Annotated in this window: 15 protein-coding genes; 11 read left to right on the top strand and 4 right to left on the bottom strand. The window is 68.3% G+C overall.

Translation table 11 applies throughout. The features are described 5' to 3' along the window. Positions 1-77: 77 nt before the first annotated feature. The 4 genes from arfB to ACP69V_RS15530 form a co-directional block, all read right to left on the bottom strand. Entirely contained in the window at positions 78-482 is a 405-nt protein-coding gene (gene arfB, locus ACP69V_RS15545) for an alternative ribosome rescue aminoacyl-tRNA hydrolase ArfB (RefSeq protein ID WP_426024647.1), read from the bottom strand. Further along, positions 479-937, bottom strand: a complete 459-nt coding sequence (locus tag ACP69V_RS15540) for a YaiI/YqxD family protein (RefSeq protein ID WP_426024646.1) — start codon at positions 935-937, stop codon at positions 479-481. The genes arfB and ACP69V_RS15540 overlap by 4 nt, the downstream gene beginning before the upstream one ends. 83 nt (positions 938-1,020) lie before the next feature. Continuing rightward, positions 1,021-2,361, bottom strand: a complete 1,341-nt coding sequence (locus tag ACP69V_RS15535; protein WP_426024645.1) for an amidohydrolase family protein — start codon at positions 2,359-2,361, stop codon at positions 1,021-1,023. Next, complete coding sequence (locus ACP69V_RS15530; protein ID WP_426024644.1) at positions 2,361-3,833, bottom strand: amidohydrolase; 1,473 nt, start codon at positions 3,831-3,833, stop codon at positions 2,361-2,363. The genes ACP69V_RS15535 and ACP69V_RS15530 overlap by 1 nt, the downstream gene beginning before the upstream one ends. Positions 3,834-4,159: 326 nt before the next feature. Between ACP69V_RS15530 and trmB the strand changes: the two genes are divergently transcribed. The 11 genes from trmB to ACP69V_RS15475 all read left to right on the top strand — a co-directional run bounded on the left by trmB (position 4,160) and on the right by ACP69V_RS15475 (position 17,594). Continuing rightward, a complete protein-coding gene (gene trmB, locus ACP69V_RS15525) occupies positions 4,160-4,861 on the top strand; it encodes a tRNA (guanosine(46)-N7)-methyltransferase TrmB (RefSeq protein ID WP_426024643.1) in 702 nt (233 codons plus the stop codon). Between the two features lie 98 nt (positions 4,862-4,959). Further along, positions 4,960-6,897 (top strand): methyl-accepting chemotaxis protein, encoded by a 1,938-nt coding sequence (locus ACP69V_RS15520; protein ID WP_426024642.1) that lies wholly within the window; start codon positions 4,960-4,962, stop codon positions 6,895-6,897. Positions 6,898-6,968: 71 nt separating this feature from the next. Continuing rightward, positions 6,969-7,472: a DUF1993 domain-containing protein gene (locus tag ACP69V_RS15515; protein WP_426024641.1), complete on the top strand. Its 504-nt coding sequence runs from the start codon at positions 6,969-6,971 to the stop codon at positions 7,470-7,472. Between the two features lie 9 nt (positions 7,473-7,481). Further along, positions 7,482-8,009 carry a hypothetical protein gene (locus ACP69V_RS15510; RefSeq protein ID WP_426024640.1) on the top strand — a complete coding sequence of 176 codons (528 nt, stop codon included), beginning with the start codon at positions 7,482-7,484 and terminating at the stop codon, positions 8,007-8,009. Positions 8,010-8,110: 101 nt separating this feature from the next. Next, positions 8,111-8,710, top strand: coding sequence for a ribosome maturation factor RimP (gene rimP / locus ACP69V_RS15505; protein ID WP_426024639.1), 600 nt, complete (start codon positions 8,111-8,113; stop codon positions 8,708-8,710). Then, the gene (gene nusA, locus ACP69V_RS15500; protein ID WP_426024638.1) at positions 8,710-10,464 is read left to right on the top strand and encodes a transcription termination factor NusA; all 1,755 of its coding nucleotides are present in this window, start codon (positions 8,710-8,712) and stop codon (positions 10,462-10,464) included. The genes rimP and nusA overlap by 1 nt, the downstream gene beginning before the upstream one ends. Positions 10,465-10,482: 18 nt before the next feature. Then, on the top strand, positions 10,483-11,142 hold the full coding sequence (locus ACP69V_RS15495; protein WP_346497374.1) for an RNA-binding protein: 660 nt from the start codon (positions 10,483-10,485) through the stop codon (positions 11,140-11,142). Between the two features lie 107 nt (positions 11,143-11,249). Next, positions 11,250-14,285 carry a translation initiation factor IF-2 gene (gene infB, locus ACP69V_RS15490; protein WP_426024637.1) on the top strand — a complete coding sequence of 1,012 codons (3,036 nt, stop codon included), beginning with the start codon at positions 11,250-11,252 and terminating at the stop codon, positions 14,283-14,285. A 120-nt stretch (positions 14,286-14,405) separates the two neighbouring features. Further along, the gene (locus ACP69V_RS15485) at positions 14,406-15,215 is read left to right on the top strand and encodes a helix-turn-helix domain-containing protein (protein WP_426024636.1); all 810 of its coding nucleotides are present in this window, start codon (positions 14,406-14,408) and stop codon (positions 15,213-15,215) included. A gap of 86 nt (positions 15,216-15,301) precedes the next feature. Then, positions 15,302-16,393, top strand: coding sequence for a serine hydrolase domain-containing protein (locus tag ACP69V_RS15480; protein ID WP_426024635.1), 1,092 nt, complete (start codon positions 15,302-15,304; stop codon positions 16,391-16,393). Between the two features lie 58 nt (positions 16,394-16,451). After that, complete coding sequence (locus ACP69V_RS15475; RefSeq protein ID WP_426024634.1) at positions 16,452-17,594, top strand: acyltransferase family protein; 1,143 nt, start codon at positions 16,452-16,454, stop codon at positions 17,592-17,594. The last annotated feature ends 9 nt before the right edge of the window (positions 17,595-17,603 follow it).

Genomic DNA, 17,603 nt, shown 5'->3' with positions numbered 1-17,603 from the left:
CCACCGTGCAGGTCTTCATGGCTAGGCGTGCGGTGTAGGCCGGCGGGCGAATATTTATGACGGGCGCGGAGTCTGCCTCAGTCGTCCTGACGGGGTTTTCCTCGGCCCGACTTGATCGTGGACCGCGTGGTCTTGGCCTTCAGCCGGCGTTCCTTGGACGCCTTGGTCGGGCGGGTCGGCACGCGATAGGCCGGCCGGATCGAGGCCTCGTCCACCATCGCTTGCAGTCGTTCCATGGCGTCGGCCCGGTTGCGTTCCTGGGTGCGGTGGCGGACGGCGGTGATCAGGATGACCCCCTCCAGCGTCAGGCGACTGCCCGCCAGCTTCATCAGCCGTTCCTTGACCGGCTCGGTCAGGCTGGGGGAGTTCTTGACGTCGAACCGCATCTGGACGGCGGTCGAGACCTTGTTGACGTTCTGGCCGCCCGGTCCGCCGGCGCGGTAGAAGTGGAACTCCAGCTCGTCCTCGGGGATCGTCGTCATGGAGCGGCCCTGCGCGCCTTGACCACGGCCTGATCCAGAGCCTGCAGGAAACGCGACCGGTCGGCGGCCGAAAACGGCGGCGGGCCCGAGGTGGCCACCCCCATCGACCGCAGATGCTCGCCCACCATACGCCCGGCCAGGGCCGAGCCGATGGAGTCCGGGGTGAAGGGCTGGCCGTTCGACTTCAGCGCCTGGGCGCCCGACTTCAGGCAGCGGTCGGCCAGAGGGATGTCGGCTGTGATGACCACATCGCCCACGCCCGCCCGTTCGGCGATCCAGTCGTCGGCGATGTCAGGGCCGGCGTCCACCACTACCTGTTCGATCAGGATCTCGCGCGGGACCTGCATCCAGGTGTTGGAGACCACATAGGTCTTCAGCCCATAGCGCCGCGCGACGCGATAGACCTCCTCCTTCACCGGGCAGGCGTCGGCGTCGATGTAGAGAACCGTGGGCATGGGCGTGACCTAGCGCGGACGGCGCAAATGAAAAAGGGCGGGACCGCGAGGCCCCGCCCTTTCCGTTCAGACCGAAGGGGTCCTCAGTTGCGATAGGCCGGCGGCATCGGCGTCTGCTGGCGGTAGCGGTCGCGCAGCAGCAGGGCGCGGCTGGTCAGGGGTTGTTCGACGCCGTCGATGAAGACGGCCGAGGGCTGGCTGAGCGGCTCCAGCGGGTCGCCGGACCAGACCACCACGTCGGCGGCGGCGCCCGGCGCGATCTGGCCGAACTGTCCGGCCATGCCGAAGATCTTCGCCGGATTGACCGTCAGGGCGGCGATGGCGGCGCCGTAAGGCAGGCCGTGCGAGACGGCGTTGCCGGCGTTGTAGCGGGCCTCGCGGGCGCGGTGGGTCGAGCCCTCGTTGCCCTTGATGGCGATGACCACGCCGGCCGCGTTCAGGGCCGCCGCATTCTCCATCCGCGCCGCCCGCATCTCGAAATCGGCGGGCAGGTTGGAGATGGGGTTCAGCAGGACGGGCACGCCCGCCGCGGCGATCTCGCCGGCGACCAGCCAGCCTTCCTCGGCGCCGTCCAGGATCAGCTTGATCCCTTCCTCGCGCGCCAGACGCAGCACCTGCTGGATGTCCGACGCCCGGTGGACGCTGACGATCAGGGGCATGGAGCCGTTGGCGACCGGGATCAGGGCCTCCAGGTCCGCGCGCGACAGGCTGAGATCGCGCAGGCCGGCCCGTTCGTAAGCCGATTTGTTGCGGGCGTAGAGGCGAACCTCCGACAGGGTCTCCTTGAACAGGACGAACTGGGCGCCGCGCGCGCCGCCGGCGATGCCGGCGCCCGCCTCGCCGAACGGGGCGACCATGGCCACGCGCGGCTTGACCAGAATGTCCGTTCCTTGGCCCAGATTTATGATCGCCGCCTGGCCTGCGAACAGGCCCGGCGTCTGATAGCCGCCGTCGCCGGCGCCGGCCGTCTCGTCCTCATGGACATGGCCGCCGGACGAGCCGGGATGCTGGGGCACGACGATGGCGCGGGTGATACCGCCCAGGCGCGCGACCGGCAGGGTGAAGGACCAGGGGTCCAGGCCGTAGGAGATGTCGAAGGCGGCGCTGAGGGTGTTGGCGCTGTTGCGCAGTTCATTGGTGCCGCTGATCGAGCTGACCTCGGTGCCGGCCAAGCCGGAATCGACGGCGACGAAGCCGGGGGCGACCGTCTTGCCGGTCGCGTCGATGACGCGAGCGCCGGAGGGGGCCGCAGCCGTTCCGACCGAGACGATCTTGCCGTCGCGCAGGACGACCGTCCCGTTCTCGATGACGGAGGTTCCGGTCAGGATGCGGCCGCCGACGATGGCGACCGTCTCCTGTGCAACAGCGGGAGCGGCGAGAGACAGCGCCAGGGCGGCGCCGGCGATCAGGTGCGAGAGACGCATCAGCGGGCTCCTTCGGCGACGTTGGCGGCGGTCAGGCCATAGCCCGGCTGGCCCAGCTCGAAATCGCTGGTCGGCTGATAGGCGGGGTTGGTCCGGTCGAAGGTCAGGGCGCCGTCGATGAAGACCTGGTCGGCGCGGGCGTAGATCGAGAAGGGATCGGCGCTCCAGATCACCACATCGGCGCGCTTGCCGGCCTCTAGCGAGCCGGTCTGGTCGGCGATGCCGATGGCCTTGGCGGCGTTGGAGGTGATCCAGCCGATGGCGTGTTCTTCCGAAATGTTCAGCCCGGCGCGGCGACCGGCCGACAGGGCGGCGGCGGCCTCCTGGTTCAACCGTTGAGTCAGTTCGGCGTCGTCGGAATGGATGACGGCGCACGAGCCCTGGGGCGCGTCCACCAGGGCGGCGTTCTCCTCGATGGCGTCCAGGGCCTCCATTTTGAAGCCCCACCAGCCGGTCCACATGGCCGCGCAGATGCCGTTGGCGGCCAGTTGCGGGGCCAGCTTGTAGGCCTCGGTGGCGTGGTGGAAGGTGGTGATGCGGTAGCCGAACTCCTTGGCCATATCGATCATCAGCGCCATCTCGTCGGCGCGGTAGCAGTGGTTCTGGATCAGGATCGACCCGTCCAGCACCCCGACCAGGGTCTCGTTCTGCAGGTTGCGGGTCGGGGCCGCGCCCTCGCCGTCCTCGCGCCACTTGTCCCACTTGGCCTTGTAGTCGCGCGCGGCGATGAAGGCGGCGCGGTAGCCGGCCATATTGCCCATGCCGGTCGCCGGGCTCTGGTTACGGCCGCCATAGACGCGCGAGGGGTTCTCGCCGCAGGCCATCTTGACCGTATAGGGGGCGTCCGGGAACTTCATGCCCTGCATGGTGATCGACGGCGTGTTGCGAATGGTGACGCCCCGGCCGCCGAACAGATTGGCCGAGCCGGGCAGGATGTGAAGCGTGGTGACGCCGCCGGCGCGGGCGGTGTTGAAGCCCGGGTCCTGGGGCCACAGCGAATGCTCGGCCCAGACCTGGGCGGTGTTCGGGCTGGTCGCCTCGTTGCCGTCGCTCATGCCGCTGACGCCGGGCGACGGATAGACGCCCAGGTGGCTGTGGACGTCGATGATCCCGGGGGTGACATAGCGGCCGCGCGCCTGGATCACCCGATAGCCGGCGGGGACGGGGGTCGAGGCGTCGCCGACGGCGGCGATCTTGCCGTCCGCGACCACGACCACGCCGTTTTCGATCTTGCGGTCCGCGCCGGTCAGGACGGTCGCGCCGACCACGGCGAAATTCTCGCGCGGCAACGGTTGATAGGTGGACGGATAGGGGTTCAGCGTGGTCGCAGGATCCAGGCCGGCGGCCAGAGTCTTGTCCTTGGACGGCGCAGCGGCCTCCGAGTCCGCGCCCGTGGTGGCGCAGGCCGACAGGCCGAGCACAGCGCAGCCCATGGCCGCGAGGCTGACGCCCCGCAGATGATGTCCGATCATCAGATCCCCTTTTCCCGACGACACGACAGCCCGACGTGTCTTGCGACCGTCATAGGAGGGTCATCCGGCGGAGGCGTCAAAAGATTTCGATGTTCTTTGGGAGGACAGACCGCGAAGCGGTCAGGAGGGGGCGAGACGGTGGCGGACGGGGAGTTTCTTACGGCGAGCGCCTGGGGCTGGGGTGCGTCAGCGAGAACGCGGGGATAGGGAGGGGTCGCCCCCTCCTGGTCGCTGGCGCGACCTGTCCTCCCCATTCACCTTCGCGAACGGGGAGGTGAGAGCGGATGGTCTGGACGCGCCAGTCCCTGACCGGTAACGGCACGCGCATGAACGACGACGAAAACCCCCATCTCGACCGCCCGCTGCGGTCGTTCGGCCGGATCAAGGCGCGGCCGATCAAGCCGCGTCAGGCGGCGCTGATGGACAGCCTGCTGCCGACCATCGCCGTGCCCGATCCCAAGGCCGGTCCGCTGGACCCGAAAACGATGATGTCCGACGCCGCCGAGGTGTGGCTGGAGATCGGCTTCGGCGGGGGGGAACATATGGCGGCCCAGGCGGCGACACGGCCGGACGCCCTGGTGATCGGCTGTGAGCCCTTCCTCAACGGCGTCGCCTCGGCCCTGCGTCACGTCGAGGAAGGCGGGCTGAAGAATGTCCGCATCCATGCCGACGACGCCCGCGACCTGGTCGACGTCCTGCCCGACGCCTCGGTGGACCGGGTGCTGATCCTGTTTCCCGATCCCTGGCACAAGGCGCGCCACAACAAGCGCCGACTGCTGCAGGACGATACGGCCCAGGCCTTCGCCCGCATCCTGAAACCGGGCGGGACGCTGCGGTTCGTCACCGACTGGCTGGACTATGCGGAATGGGCGCTGGAGCGGCTGAACCGCACGCCGGGGCTGGAGCGGATCGGGGCGGCGGACCAGGACTGGTTCGTCCCGCCGGCCGACCACGTCGTCACCCGCTATGAGGAAAAAAAGCTGGGCGACACCGTTCCGGTCTTCCTGGAGTTTCGAAGGACGAAATGACGCAGGGGTTGCGTAGTCTTACGCACCCGGCGCTTTCGCGGATATTTAACGAACCTCGTTAGTAGTGTCCCAAACGATGAGATTTGGGGACGGGGCATATGAAGGCGTTGACGATCGGCGGGCGGATCAATGTGCTCGCCCTGGTGACCATGGCGGGGCTTCTGGTCATCACGGGTCTGTCGCTGATGCGGCTGGACGCCGCCATGCGCTCGGACATCGCCGATCGCACCAAGGCCTCGGTCGAGATCGCCTACAGCGTCGTGGCCCACTATCAGGCTGAGGAACAGGCGGGTCGCCTTTCCCGCGTCCAGGCCCAGGACGCCGCCAAGGCCGCCGTCGGCGCCATGCGCTACGGCAACGACGACTATTTCTGGATCAACGACATGCATCCCACCATGGTGATGCACCCGATGAAGCCGGCCCTGAACGGCACGGATCTGAGCGAGAACAAGGACGCTGACGGCGTGCTGATGTTCAAAGAGTTCGTCAGCGTCGTTCAGCAGAAGGGCGAAGGCTTCGTCGACTATCAATGGGCCAAGCCGAACCAGGAAGAGGCCTCGCCCAAGATCTCCTATGTGAAGGGTTTCGCCCCCTGGGGCTGGGTCATCGGCTCGGGCGTCTATACCGATCAGATCGCCGCCGCCGTCGGCAAGGCGGCCATGACGCTGGGCGCCATGGCGCTGGCGGTTGCGCTGGCGATCGGGGCGACCGGCTGGTTCATCGGACGCTCGGTGTCCAGGCCGGTGGTGGCCCTGGGGCGGCGCATGCGCGGCTTGGCCGATGGCGACAAGACCACGGAAATTCCCGGCGTGGCGCGCGGCGACGAGATCGGCCAGATGGCCGCCGCCCTGGCCATCTTCCGCGACGCCGCCATCGAAAAGGACCGGCTGGAGGCCGAGGCCCTGTCGCAACGCTCGATGAGCGAACAGGAACGCGCCGCCCGCGAGGCCGAAAAGGCGCGCGAGGCCGAAGAGGACCGCGTCACCATCACCGCCCTGGGCCAGGGTCTGTCGGCCATGGCCGACGGCGACCTGACCTATCGGATCGAGGCCGAGTTCGCGCCCAAGGCGGCGCAGCTGAAGACCGACTTCAACGCCGCCATCGCCCAGCTGCAGCAGGCCGTGTCGGTGGTGGTGGCCAATATCTCGGGCATCCGCTCGGGCGCCGGAGAGATTTCGCAGGCCGCCGACGACCTGTCGCGCCGCACCGAGCAGCAGGCGGCGGGTCTGGAAGAGACGGCCGCTGCGCTCGACGAAATCACCGCCACGGTGAACAAGACGGCGTCCGGCGCGCGTCAGGCCTCCGACGTGGTCCAGGCCGCCAAGGGCGACGCCGAGACCTCGGGCGTCATCGTCCGCGACGCGGTGTCGGCCATGCAGGCCATCGAAGGTTCGTCGTCGCAGATCAGCCAGATCATCGGCGTGATCGACGAGATCGCCTTCCAGACCAATCTGCTGGCCCTGAACGCCGGGGTCGAAGCCGCCCGTGCGGGCGAGGCGGGTCGTGGCTTTGCGGTCGTGGCCTCGGAGGTGCGGGCCCTGGCGCAACGGTCTGCGGAAGCGGCCAAGGAGATCAAGACCCTGATCTCGACCTCGACCACCCAGGTCGGATCGGGCGTCAAACTCGTCGGGCAGACCGGCGAGGCCCTGCAACGGATCGTGGACCGGGTCGCCGAGATCGACGGCCTGGTGTCCGAAATCGCCGCCTCGGCCCAGGAGCAGGCCGTCGGCCTGGCCCAGGTCAACACCGCCGTGAACCAGATGGACCAGGTCACGCAACAGAATGCTGCGATGGTGGAGGAATCGACCGCCGCCAGCCATTCGCTGGCCCAGGAGGCCGAAAGCCTGCAGGCCTCAGTCGCCCAGTTCCGCGTCGGTTCGACCGTCGCGCCGGCTCCGGTCGCGCACAGGGCGCCGACGCCCGCCGCCGCGCCCCGCTCGCCCCACCTCGTCGCCGCGCTGAAGACGGTCGGCCGGGGCGGCGCCGCGCCACGCGTCGCGGCCATGGCGGCTGAGGACGGTTGGGAAGAGTTTTGACCTAAGCGGTCGGCGAGGGCTGGCGTTTGGATGGCGCGCCGCCCAGCTATGGCGCCAACCGGAGCCATTGAATGACCTTCTCGATCTACGACGCCGCCTCGCCGATCTTCGTGCGCGGCCTGACCAATCTGTCGGGCTGGCTGGACAAGGCGTCGGCGGAGGGCTTCGACGAAGCCGCCCTGGTCCAGGCGCGTCTCCATGAGGACATGCGGCCGCTGGCGTCGCAGGTCCAGTTGGCGTCGGACTCGGCCAAGGGCGCCGTCGCGCGGCTGGGCGGCGTGGACAATCCGTCGATGGCCGACACCGAGACGACCTTCGCCGAGCTGAAGGACCGCATCGCCCGCACGATCGCCTTCATCGAAAGCGTGGATCCCGCCGCCTTCGTCGGCGCCGAGACCCGGCCGATCGTCGTGAAGACGCCGAACCGCGAGCTGCACTTCGACGGCGCCGGCTATCTGACCAGCTTCGTCCTGCCCAACTTCCACTTCCACCTCACGACCGCCTACGCCATCCTGCGCAAGGAAGGCGTGCCGCTGGGCAAGATGGATTATCTGGGGCAACTCGCGCTGGCATAGGGGCGGATTGTGAAACAGGCCGGCAAGCGAGACGGACGGATAAATATTCTGCTTCTGATCCTGCTGGCGCTGTTTGCGCCGGCGTTCTCGCTGCTGCTTTTCGGGGTCCTATCTGCGGTCTGCGGATTTCACCTGATGAGCTCCACCATTCCCGTGCCCGGCGCCTTGTTTAATCCCTTGGCCTTCGTGTTCGCGGTCGCTTACGGCGCGATCCCGGCGTTTGTCTTCGGTTCGCTGGGGTGCATGGCCGCGACGGCCTTGCTGTCGAAGTCGTCCGCATGGCTTTGGAGCCTCGCAGGCGCGGGCTCGGCCCTGGCCTATGTCGTCGTGTTCCTAGTGATGGGCCTTGCGTTTGACATTCGAGAGCCGACGCTATGGATCGGCCCCTTTGTCGGAACGGGCGACAGGCCGCCGGCTCCGGTCGTGGCGTCGGGCTCCATCGTGTTCAGCATCGTCGCTGCCGGAGCTGTCGCAGCAAGCCTGTATCGTGCGGCGACGAAGCCTCTGCCGCTGAAAGGGGCTGACAAGCGATCGTGAACAGCCTATATGGCCCCTCACATCGTTAGACCGGCGTCCAACGGCGTCGTTCCAAGCGGCGGCCCGGACGGACCGCCGCTTTTGTTTTGGATATTCGTCGCTTGCGCGCAAGAACCGCCCAGGATCGCCAACTGCTGGAGCTGATCGACCCCATCGCGGAGTCGCTCGGACTGGAAGTCGTGCGCGTCCGCCTGATGACCGGCTCCAAGCGCCAGCGCCTGCAGGTCATGGCCGAGCGCCCGTCCGACCACGACATCTCGGTCGAACAGTGCGCCAAGCTGAGCCGCGCCGTGTCGGAGGTGTTCGACGCCGCCGACCCCATCGCCGGCGAATATATGCTGGAGGTCTCGTCGCCCGGCATCGACCGGCCCCTGACCCGTCCCATCGACTTCGACCTGTTCGAGGGCGAGGAGGCGCGGCTGGAGACGGACCGGATGATCGAGGGCCGCAAGCGGTTCAAGGGCGTGCTGGCCGGCTATGAGGACGGCAACGTCCTGATCGACCTGGACGGCGAGGAAGAAACCGCCCTGATCCCCTTCGACTGGTTGAGCGATGCAAAACTGGTCCTGACCGACGCCCTGATGAAACGGGGCGCCGCCATTCGCGCCGCGCGCGGCGAACCCGAAGACGACGGCCTGCCCGAAGGGGAAGCCGAAGACGCAACAACCGACACCACGACCCCTTCTGAGGACAACGCCTGATGGCCGTCACCGGTATTTCCGCCAACCGCCTCGAACTGCTGCAGATCGCCAATGCGGTCGCGCAAGAGAAGAACATCGAGCGCGAGATCGTCATCGAGGCGATCGAGGAGGCGATCCAGAAGGGCGCCAAGTCGCGTTACGGCGCCCATCACGACATCCGCGCCAAGATCGACCACAAGACCGGCGAACTGGCCCTGACCCGTCACGTCACCATCGTCGAGGACGACTGGCAGCCGGAAGACGAGCTGGAAGAGTTCAACGACAGCGCCATGGTGCGCCTGAAGGACGCCCTGAAGCGCGATCCTGAGGCCGAGGTCGGCAAGGAATATGTCGAGACCCTGCCGCCGTTCGAGTTCGGCCGCGTCCAGACCCAGATGGCCCGCCAGGTCGTGACCGGCAAGGTCCGCGAGGCCGAGCGCGCCAACCAGTACGAAGAGTTCAAGGATCGCGTCGGCGAGATCGTCAACGGCACGGTCAAGCGCGTCGAATACGGCAACACCATCGTCGATCTGGGCCGGGGCGAGGGCGTCATGCGCCGCGACCAGTCCATCCCGCGCGAAGTGTTCAACATCGGCGACCGGATCCGCACCTACATCTACGACGTCCGGCCCGAGGCCAAGGGCCCGCAGGTCATGCTGTCGCGCGCCCACCCCGGCTTCATGGCCAAGCTGTTCGCCCAGGAAGTGCCGGAAGTCTATGACGGCGTGATCGAGATCCGCGCCGCTGCGCGTGACAGCGGCTCGCGCGCCAAGATGGCCGTCCTGTCGAACGACAGCTCCATCGACCCCGTCGGCGCCTGCGTCGGCATGCGCGGCTCGCGCGTTCAGGCGGTCGTCGCCGAACTTCAGGGCGAGAAGATCGACATCATCCAGTGGAACCCGGACGAGCCCACCTTCATCGTCAACGCCCTGGCGCCGGCTGAAGTCTCCAAGGTCGTGCTCGATGAAGAAGCCGGCCGCGTGGAAGTGGTCGTGCCTGACGAACAGCTGTCGCTGGCCATCGGCCGTCGCGGCCAGAACGTGCGCCTGGCCAGCCAGCTGACCGGCTGGCAGATCGACATCATCACCGAGGCTCAGGACTCCGAGCGTCGCCAGCGCGAGTTCAGCGAGCGCACCGGCCTGTTCCAGGAAGCCCTGGACGTGGACGAAGTCATCGCCCAGCTGCTGGTCACCGAAGGCTTCGCCACGGTGGAAGATCTGGCCTATGCCGACCCTTACGAAGTCTCCGAGATCGAAGGCTTCGACGAGGAAACCGCCGAGGAACTGCAGGCCCGCGCCCGTGAGTTCCTGGACAAGAAGGCCGCCGAGCTGGACGCCAAGCGCGTCGAACTGGGCGTCGAGGACGGCGTGCTTCAGGTGCCGGGCGTGACCCTGCCCATCGCCGTCGCCCTGGGCGAAGGCGGCGTGAAGACGGTCGAGGATCTGGCCGACCTGGCCACCGACGAAATCCGCGGCGGCTACGAAGTGAAGAACGGCGAACGGGTGAAGGTGCCTGGCGTGCTGGAGAGCTTCAACCTGGCCCAGGAAGAGGCCGAACTGCTGATCCTGCAGGCTCGTGTGGCCGCCGGCTGGATCGACGCTTCGGAACTGCCGCAGCCCGAGCCGGAAGAGTTTGAAGACGGCGAGTTCGCCGAGGGCGAATATGATCCGGACCAGGTGTTCGGCGATGCGCCTGCCGACGCCGGCGCTTCCGACGATGCATCCGACGAAACGGGGGTCCTCGCCGAGGACGGCTCCGAACCGTCGAACGCGTGATGGGAGACCTGGCCACATATGAGCTTGCGCGACGCAACGATCGATAGGGAACGCCGGGACCTCGTCACTCACGAGGTCATGGACGAGTCTCGCCTGATCCGTTTCGTCGCCGGGCCCGATGGCCAGGTGGTTCCCGACCTGGGCAGGAAACTGCCCGGACGCGGCCTGTGGGTCGAAGCCAGCCGCGCCTCGATCGAGACGGCGGTCAAAAAGAACGGCTTCACCCGCGCCGCGAAAACCAAGCTGACCGCTCCGGCTGACCTCGCCGATGTCGTCGAACGGCTGCTTGTCAGGCGCTGTCTCGACCAGCTGGGTCTTGCCCGGCGCGAAGGCGTGCTTATCTCTGGCTTCGAGAAATCCGCCGCGAACATCCGTTCGGGCAAGGCCGCCTGGGTGGTGGAAGCCGCCGACGGCTCGGCCGACGGGCGTGGAAAAATCCTCGCCCTGGCCCGCCATCAGACCGCGAAAGTCTGCGGCGCGTTCACTGTGGACGATTTGAGTTTGGCCCTTGGGCTGGAAAATGCGATACACGCCGTCCTGCTTGCGGGCGGACGCGCCGATCGGTGGACCATAGAGGTCGAACGACTGGCTGGATTTCGGCCGCTTCGCCCCCCTCACTGGAATGTTTCCAGTGTCGAGGACGGACCGGCGGGAGCAAACCCTTCAGGGGCGAGTTAGGATTTTGGCGGCCGAAGGCCTGTCTCCAAGGGCGGAGACGGGCTCACGGTCGTTCATGGGTATTAGATGAGGACGGCGGGCCTTTCCGCCCCGAGTAAAGCGACCGGATGAGCGACGAAAACGACAAGACCAACGAAGGCCAGGGCAACACGGGCGGCGCGCCGTCCCAGACGGGGCCGCGTGCTCCGCTGAGCCTGAAGCCGCGCGTTGTGGGATCGGTCCCGACCGGGACCGTGAAACAGAGCTTCAGCCATGGCCGATCCAAGACGGTGGTGGTCGAGACCAAACGCCGTGCGGGCGCCGGCGGACCGCAACGTCCGCAGGGCTTCGATGTCGCACGTCCGCAACAGGCCTCTCAGGCGCCGCGTCCGCAAGGTCAGCGTTCGCCGCAGCCCGCCGGCGGCGCCCTGTCGCCCGAGGAGCAGGAAGCGCGCCGTCGCGCCATCGCCATGGCGACACAGGCCAACGCCGCCAAGGCTGACGCCGCCGCCGCCGCCAAGGCCGCGGCTGACGCCGCCGCTCGCGACCAGGCCGCCGCCACCGAACGCGCCGCCCAGGCCGCACGCGACGAAGCCGCCGCCGCCCAGGCCGCTGCCGAAGCCGCCCGCGCCGAGGCCTCCAAGCTGACCGCAGCCGCGCCTCAGCCGGTCAAGCCTGCGCCCAAGCCGGCTGCGCCCGTCGCCGCCGCACCGGTCGCCCCGACGCCGGCTCCAACGCCTGCACCGACCGCCGCCGCCGCCACGCCGGCTCCGGCCGCCCCGGCCCGTCCGGCCGCTCCGGCTCGCCCGGTCGTGAACTTCGGCCAGCGCGTGCCCAAGCCCGGCAATCCTCAGCGCGCCGCGCCCGAGCGTCCCGCCTTCGGCGGCCGTTCGGCCCGTGAACAGGCCATGGGCGGCGGAGACCGCGCCTATTCGGATCGTCCGCAGACCGACCGCCCGCAAGGCGCACGTCCGGCCCCCGGCGGCGCAGGTCGTCCGCAAGGCGCCAAGCCGGCCGAGCCCGTTCGCTATTCGGCCCTGAACCCGCGTCCGGCCCCCGGCGCCGCCCGTCCCGGCGGCGCGCGCACCGGCCCTGGCGGCCGTCCGACCCCGAACGCACCCCCGGCCGAGGCCAATGTCCTGCGTCCAGCCCGTGCGCCCGGCGCCGGCTTCGGCCGTCCGGTCGGTCGCGACGACGATCGCGAGAAGCGCTTCTCCGACGCCGGCAAGGCGGTCAGCCGCACGCGCGGCGAGCCGAAGCGCCGCGAAGGCCGCATGACCATCCAGTCCGTGGTCGGCGACGGCGACGCCGCCGAGCGGATGCGCTCGCTGGCCTCGGTCCGCCGCGCCCGCGAACGCGAGAAGGAAAAGCGTAAGGGCGGCTCGACCGACGCGCCGAACCGTCCGCGCGAAGTGGTCATCCCCGACGTCATCACCGTTCAGGAGCTGTCCAACCGGATGGCCGTGCGCGGCGTCGACATCATCAAGTTCCTGATGAAGCAGGGCCTGATGATGAAGATCAACGACGTGATCGATTCCGACACCGCCGAACTGGTGGCCGAAGAGTTCGGCATGGCCGTCAAGCGCGTCTCGGAGTCCGACATCGAGTTCGGCTTCCTGGGCGATGCGGACGACGCCGAAGCGGACGATGTCCGGGCGCCCGTCGTGGCCATCATGGGCCACGTCGACCACGGCAAGACCTCGCTGCTGGACGCCCTGCGCACGACCGACGTCGCCGGCGGCGAAGCCGGCGGCATCACCCAGCACATCGGCGCCTATCAGGTGCGTCTGGAAGACGGCCAGAAGGTCACCTTCCTGGACACCCCGGGCCACGCCGCCTTCTCGGCCATGCGGGCGCGCGGCGCCAATGTGACCGACATCGTGGTTCTGGTGGTTGCGGCCGACGACGGCGTCATGCCGCAGACGATCGAAGCCATCCAGCACGCCAAGGCCGCCAATGCGCCCCTGATCGTGGCGGTCAACAAGATGGACAAGCCCGGCGCGACTTCGCAGAAGGTCGTCAACGAACTCCTGCAGCACGAAGTCATCGCCGAAAGCCTGGGCGGCGAGACCCAGATCATCGAGGTCTCGGCCAAGGAGCGGATGAACCTCGACGGCCTGCTTGGGGCCATCCTGGTCCAGGCCGAGGTCATGGACCTGCGCGCCAGCGCCGATCGTTCGGCCGAGGGCGTGGTCATCGAGGCCAAGCTGGACAAGGGACGTGGCCCGGTCGGCACCGTCCTGGTCAAGCGCGGCACGCTGAAGCGCGGCGACATCGTTGTGGCCGGCAGCTCGTGGGGCAAGGTTCGCGCCCTGCTGAACGAGCGCAACGAGCAACTGACCGACGCCGGTCCCTCCGTCCCCGTCGAGATCCTCGGCCTGGACGAGGCGCCGTCTCCGGGCGACGTCTTCGCCGTGGTGGAATCCGAAGCCCGCGCTCGCGAGCTGACCGAATACCGCCAGCGGGTGAAGCGCGAGAAGGCCCAGGTCTCGGGCGGTTCGGTGTCGCTGGTCGACATGATGTCTCGTCTGCAGTCCAAGAAGGTCTCGGAACTGCCGGTCGTCATCAAGGCGGACGTGCAGGGTTCGGCCGAAGCCATCGTCAGCTCGCTGGACAAGATGAGCACCGACGAGGTGCGCGCCCGCACGGTCTATTCCGGCGCCGGCGGCATCACCGAGAGCGACGTCAACCTGGCCAAATCGGCCGGCGCGCCGATCCTGGGCTTCAACGTCCGTGCGTCGAAACAGGCGCGTGATCTGGCCGACCGCGAGGGCGTCGAGATCCGCTACTATTCGATCATCTACGACCTGCTCGACGACATTAAGGGCGTGCTGTCCGGCATGCTGGCGCCGCTGCAACGGGAAACCTTCCTGGGCAACGCCGCCGTCCTGCAGGTGTTCGACATCTCCAAGATCGGCAAGATCGCCGGTTGCCGGGTGTCGGAAGGCGTGGTCCGCAAGGGCGCTCGCGTCCGTATCGTCCGCGACGACGTGGTGGTTCTGGAGCTGGGCGTGCTCAACACGCTCAAACGCTTCAAGGACGAGGTCAACGAAGTCACGGCGGGCCAGGAGTGCGGCATGCAGTTCCAGGGCTTCCAAGACATCAAGGAAGGCGACTACATCGAGTGCTTCACGGTCGAAGAGATCAAGCGCACCCTGGACTAGGTCCGGGGTCGCGAGCACCGAAGGACAAAGGCCCGGAACCCAGGTTCCGGGCCTTTTTCTTTGCGCGGTTCCTGCGCATGATGCCAAGCGTGGCCGCAAACGCCGCGCGGGGATCGTTTCATGGCCAGGCCACATCTGTCGTCCGGCGACTTCTTCGGCGCGGCTTCGCGGACGGTGGAGGCCGGGGGCTTTCGCGTCGGCCTGTGGGTCGCCAGCCGGCCGCCCGAGGGCGTGGAGCTGCACGCCCATGACGACGCCCATTTCGTTCTGGCCCTGGACGGCGGATACCGCAGCCTGGCCCATGATCCCCTGACGCCAAGGGATGCCGCCTTCGGCCCCGGCGCCCTGGTGTGGAACCCGCCGGGCGTCGAACACCGCGACTGTTTCGACGTGGCGGGCGGTCGCTTTCTGTCGATCAGCTTCGATCCGCCCAAGGGGGTCGGGCGCCGCGATCCTTTGCGTCTTCGGGGAGTGCGGGCCGAGGGCGCGGCGCGACGGCTGGTCGGGGTGGCCGGGCGGTTTGCGGCCGGTGACGCGGTCGTGATGGAGGGCCTGACGCTGGACCTGGCGGCGGCGGTCCTGTCGCCGGGGGAGCTGGACGAGGATCCGGCGCCGGAGTGGTTGCTGCGCGCCCATGAGGTGCTGCACGACCTCGCCGACCGGCCGGGGCTGGAGGTGGCGACCGTCGCCCGCCTGGTCGGGGTGCATCCCGTCTCCCTGGCGCGCCGCTATCGCCGGCACTTCGGCTGTTCGCCCGCCGTCGCCATTCGCCGGGCGCGGGCGGACCGGGCGGCGGCCCTGATGGCGCGCGGGCGCGATCTGGCCGAACTGGCCCTGGGCGCGGGCTATGCCGACCAGAGCCATATGACGCGCGAGTTCGGCGCCCTCTACGGCCTGACGCCCGCCCGCTATCGCGTCCTGTTCGCCTGAAGCCTGCCCGCCGGTTTCACCTGTTCAAGACGCCCCTTAGCCGACGTGGGACAGGGGCGTCGTCTTCTCCCCCCTCAAGGATCGTCATGCGTCATCTGCTTCTCGCGACCCTCGGGCTCGCGCTTGTCTCCGCACCCGTGATGGCCGAGCCGAACTGGCCGGTGGCCGCGCCCGAAACCCAGGCGGTTTCGGCCGAGGGGCTGGCGGCCATGGACGACGCCGTCCGCGCCGGAACCTTCCAGAAGATCACCAGCGTCCTGATCGCCCGCCACGGCCGGCTGGTGCACGAAGCCTATTTCGACGAAGCCGGGCGCGAGAGCCGGCGCAACACCCGTTCGGTGACCAAGACGGTCACCGCCATGCTGGTCGGCGCCGCCGTCGGGCGCGGCGACATTGCGAGCGTGGACGCCCCGGTCATGCCCTTCGTCGCGGACCACGGCCCGTTCGACAATCCCGACCCGCGCAAGGCGGCGATCACGGTCGAGGACCTGCTGACCATGAGCTCCCTGCTGGAATGTGACGACGACAATTCGTTTTCGCGCGGCAATGAGGAGCGGATGTATCTGATCGAGGACTGGGTGAAGTTCGCCATGGACCTGCCGCTTCGGGGCTTTCCCGCCTGGATACCCAAGCCTGCGGACCAGCCCTATGGCCGGGCCTTCAGCTATTGCACCGCGGGCGTGACCACCCTGGGCGCCGTGGTGCAGAAGGCGACGGCCGAGCCGCTTCAGGACTTCGCGCGCGAGGCCCTGTTCGGCCCGCTGGGGGTCGAGGGAGAGCAATGGCAGATGTCGCCGACGGGTCTGGCCCAGGGCGGCGGCGGCCTGGGCCTGCGCAGCCGCGACCTGCTGGCGCTGGGGCAACTGCTGCTGAACCACGGGCGATGGGACGGACGCCAGGTCCTGCCCGAGGCTTTCGCGCGCGCCATGGTCAGCCCGCATTCGACGGTGTCTCCGGAAAGGGGCGACTACGGCTATCTGGTCTGGCTGCCGACCTACCAGGTCGGGGGGACGCCGCATCCGGCCTGGGCGATGGCGGGCACGGGCGGCAACAAGGTGGTGATCGTGCCGGACCTCGACGCTGTCGTGGTGGTGACGACCGAGAACTACAACGTGCGCAACCCGCACGGCCTGGCCGACACCGTGATCGCGGACCATGCGCTGGCGGCGATGCGCTGAAGGCACGACCCTTGCGGGCCTTCACGGTTCGAAAAGGCTGACGTGCCAAGGTGAGACCATGACCCCCGTTCAGACTCCCGCCGATCTTCGCCCCATCACCGCCCTACGCTTCGGCGCGGCGATGTGGGTGGCTGTCTATTCCTTCTGGGAAAACCTGGCCGGGGCGGGTCAGTCCGGGCTGGTGGCCAAGGGGTATCTGGGGGTCGAACTGTTCTTCGTCCTGTCCGGCTTCATCCTCAGCCACGTCTATCTGCAGGCCGCGGGCGAGAAGTCGTTCTCGTATAAAAGTTTCCTGTGGGCGCGGGTGGCGCGGGTCTATCCTCTGCACATCGCGACCCTGATCGGGGTAGGGGTGCTGGCCGCCGCCGCCCTGTTCGCGGGCATGAGCGTGGACGGCAATGTGCTGAGCTGGGCGTCGCTGCCCGCCAACCTGTTCATGGTCCACGCCTGGGGCCTGGCGCCGGTGGCGGGCTGGAACCATCCGTCCTGGTCGATCTCGGCGGAATGGTTCGCCTATCTCTGCTTCCCCCTGTTCGCCTTCGTCTTCTGGCGCGCGCGGCATCGTCCGATCGCAGCCGTCGTCGGCGCGGCGGCCTTCTTGACCATTCTCTATTTCGTGTTCGAGCAGTGGGCCGGCTTCGCCCTGACCGAGGCGACGATCCGTTGGGGCGCGCTGCGGATCGTGCCGTGCTTCGCCCTGGGGTGCGCCCTCTACCTCGTCTATCGACGCGCGCCGTTGAAGGCGCCGTGGCGGTGCGCCGCCGTCTCGTTTGGCCTGATGGTGCTTAGCGCGGCGCTTGGCCTGTGGGACGGGATCACGGTTCTGCTGGCCGGCGCCCTGATCCTGTCGCTGGCGTCGCTGCCGAACGAACGCGCCGGTTGGCTGGCGTCGAAGCCCGCCGTCTACCTCGGCGAGATCAGCTATTCGGTCTATATGGTCTGCGTGCCGTGGAAGCTTCTGGCTGTCGGTCTCGCCGCCAAGCTGACGGATGCGCCCGACAAGCAGCTTCAAATTTTCGTGTGGTTGGCGATTTTGGCCCTGCTGCCGGTCGTGGCCGCCGTCTCGTATCACCTCGTCGAACACCCGGCTCGCAAGGCTTTGCGCGGCATGGGCAAGCGGGGCGATAAGACTTCGGCAAACAGTCTGAAGTCCGGCGCTACGCCGAAACAACTTGCTACCGAGCGTGAACCCGTGGCCTAAAGGGCGTCC

Source organism: Brevundimonas sp. PWP3-1b1 (assembly GCF_049896065.1).
Taxonomy (GTDB): Bacteria; Pseudomonadota; Alphaproteobacteria; order Caulobacterales; family Caulobacteraceae; genus Brevundimonas; species Brevundimonas intermedia_B.
The sequence above is the reverse complement of the archived record's forward strand: the minus strand, read 5'-3'. Positions and strand labels throughout refer to the sequence as shown.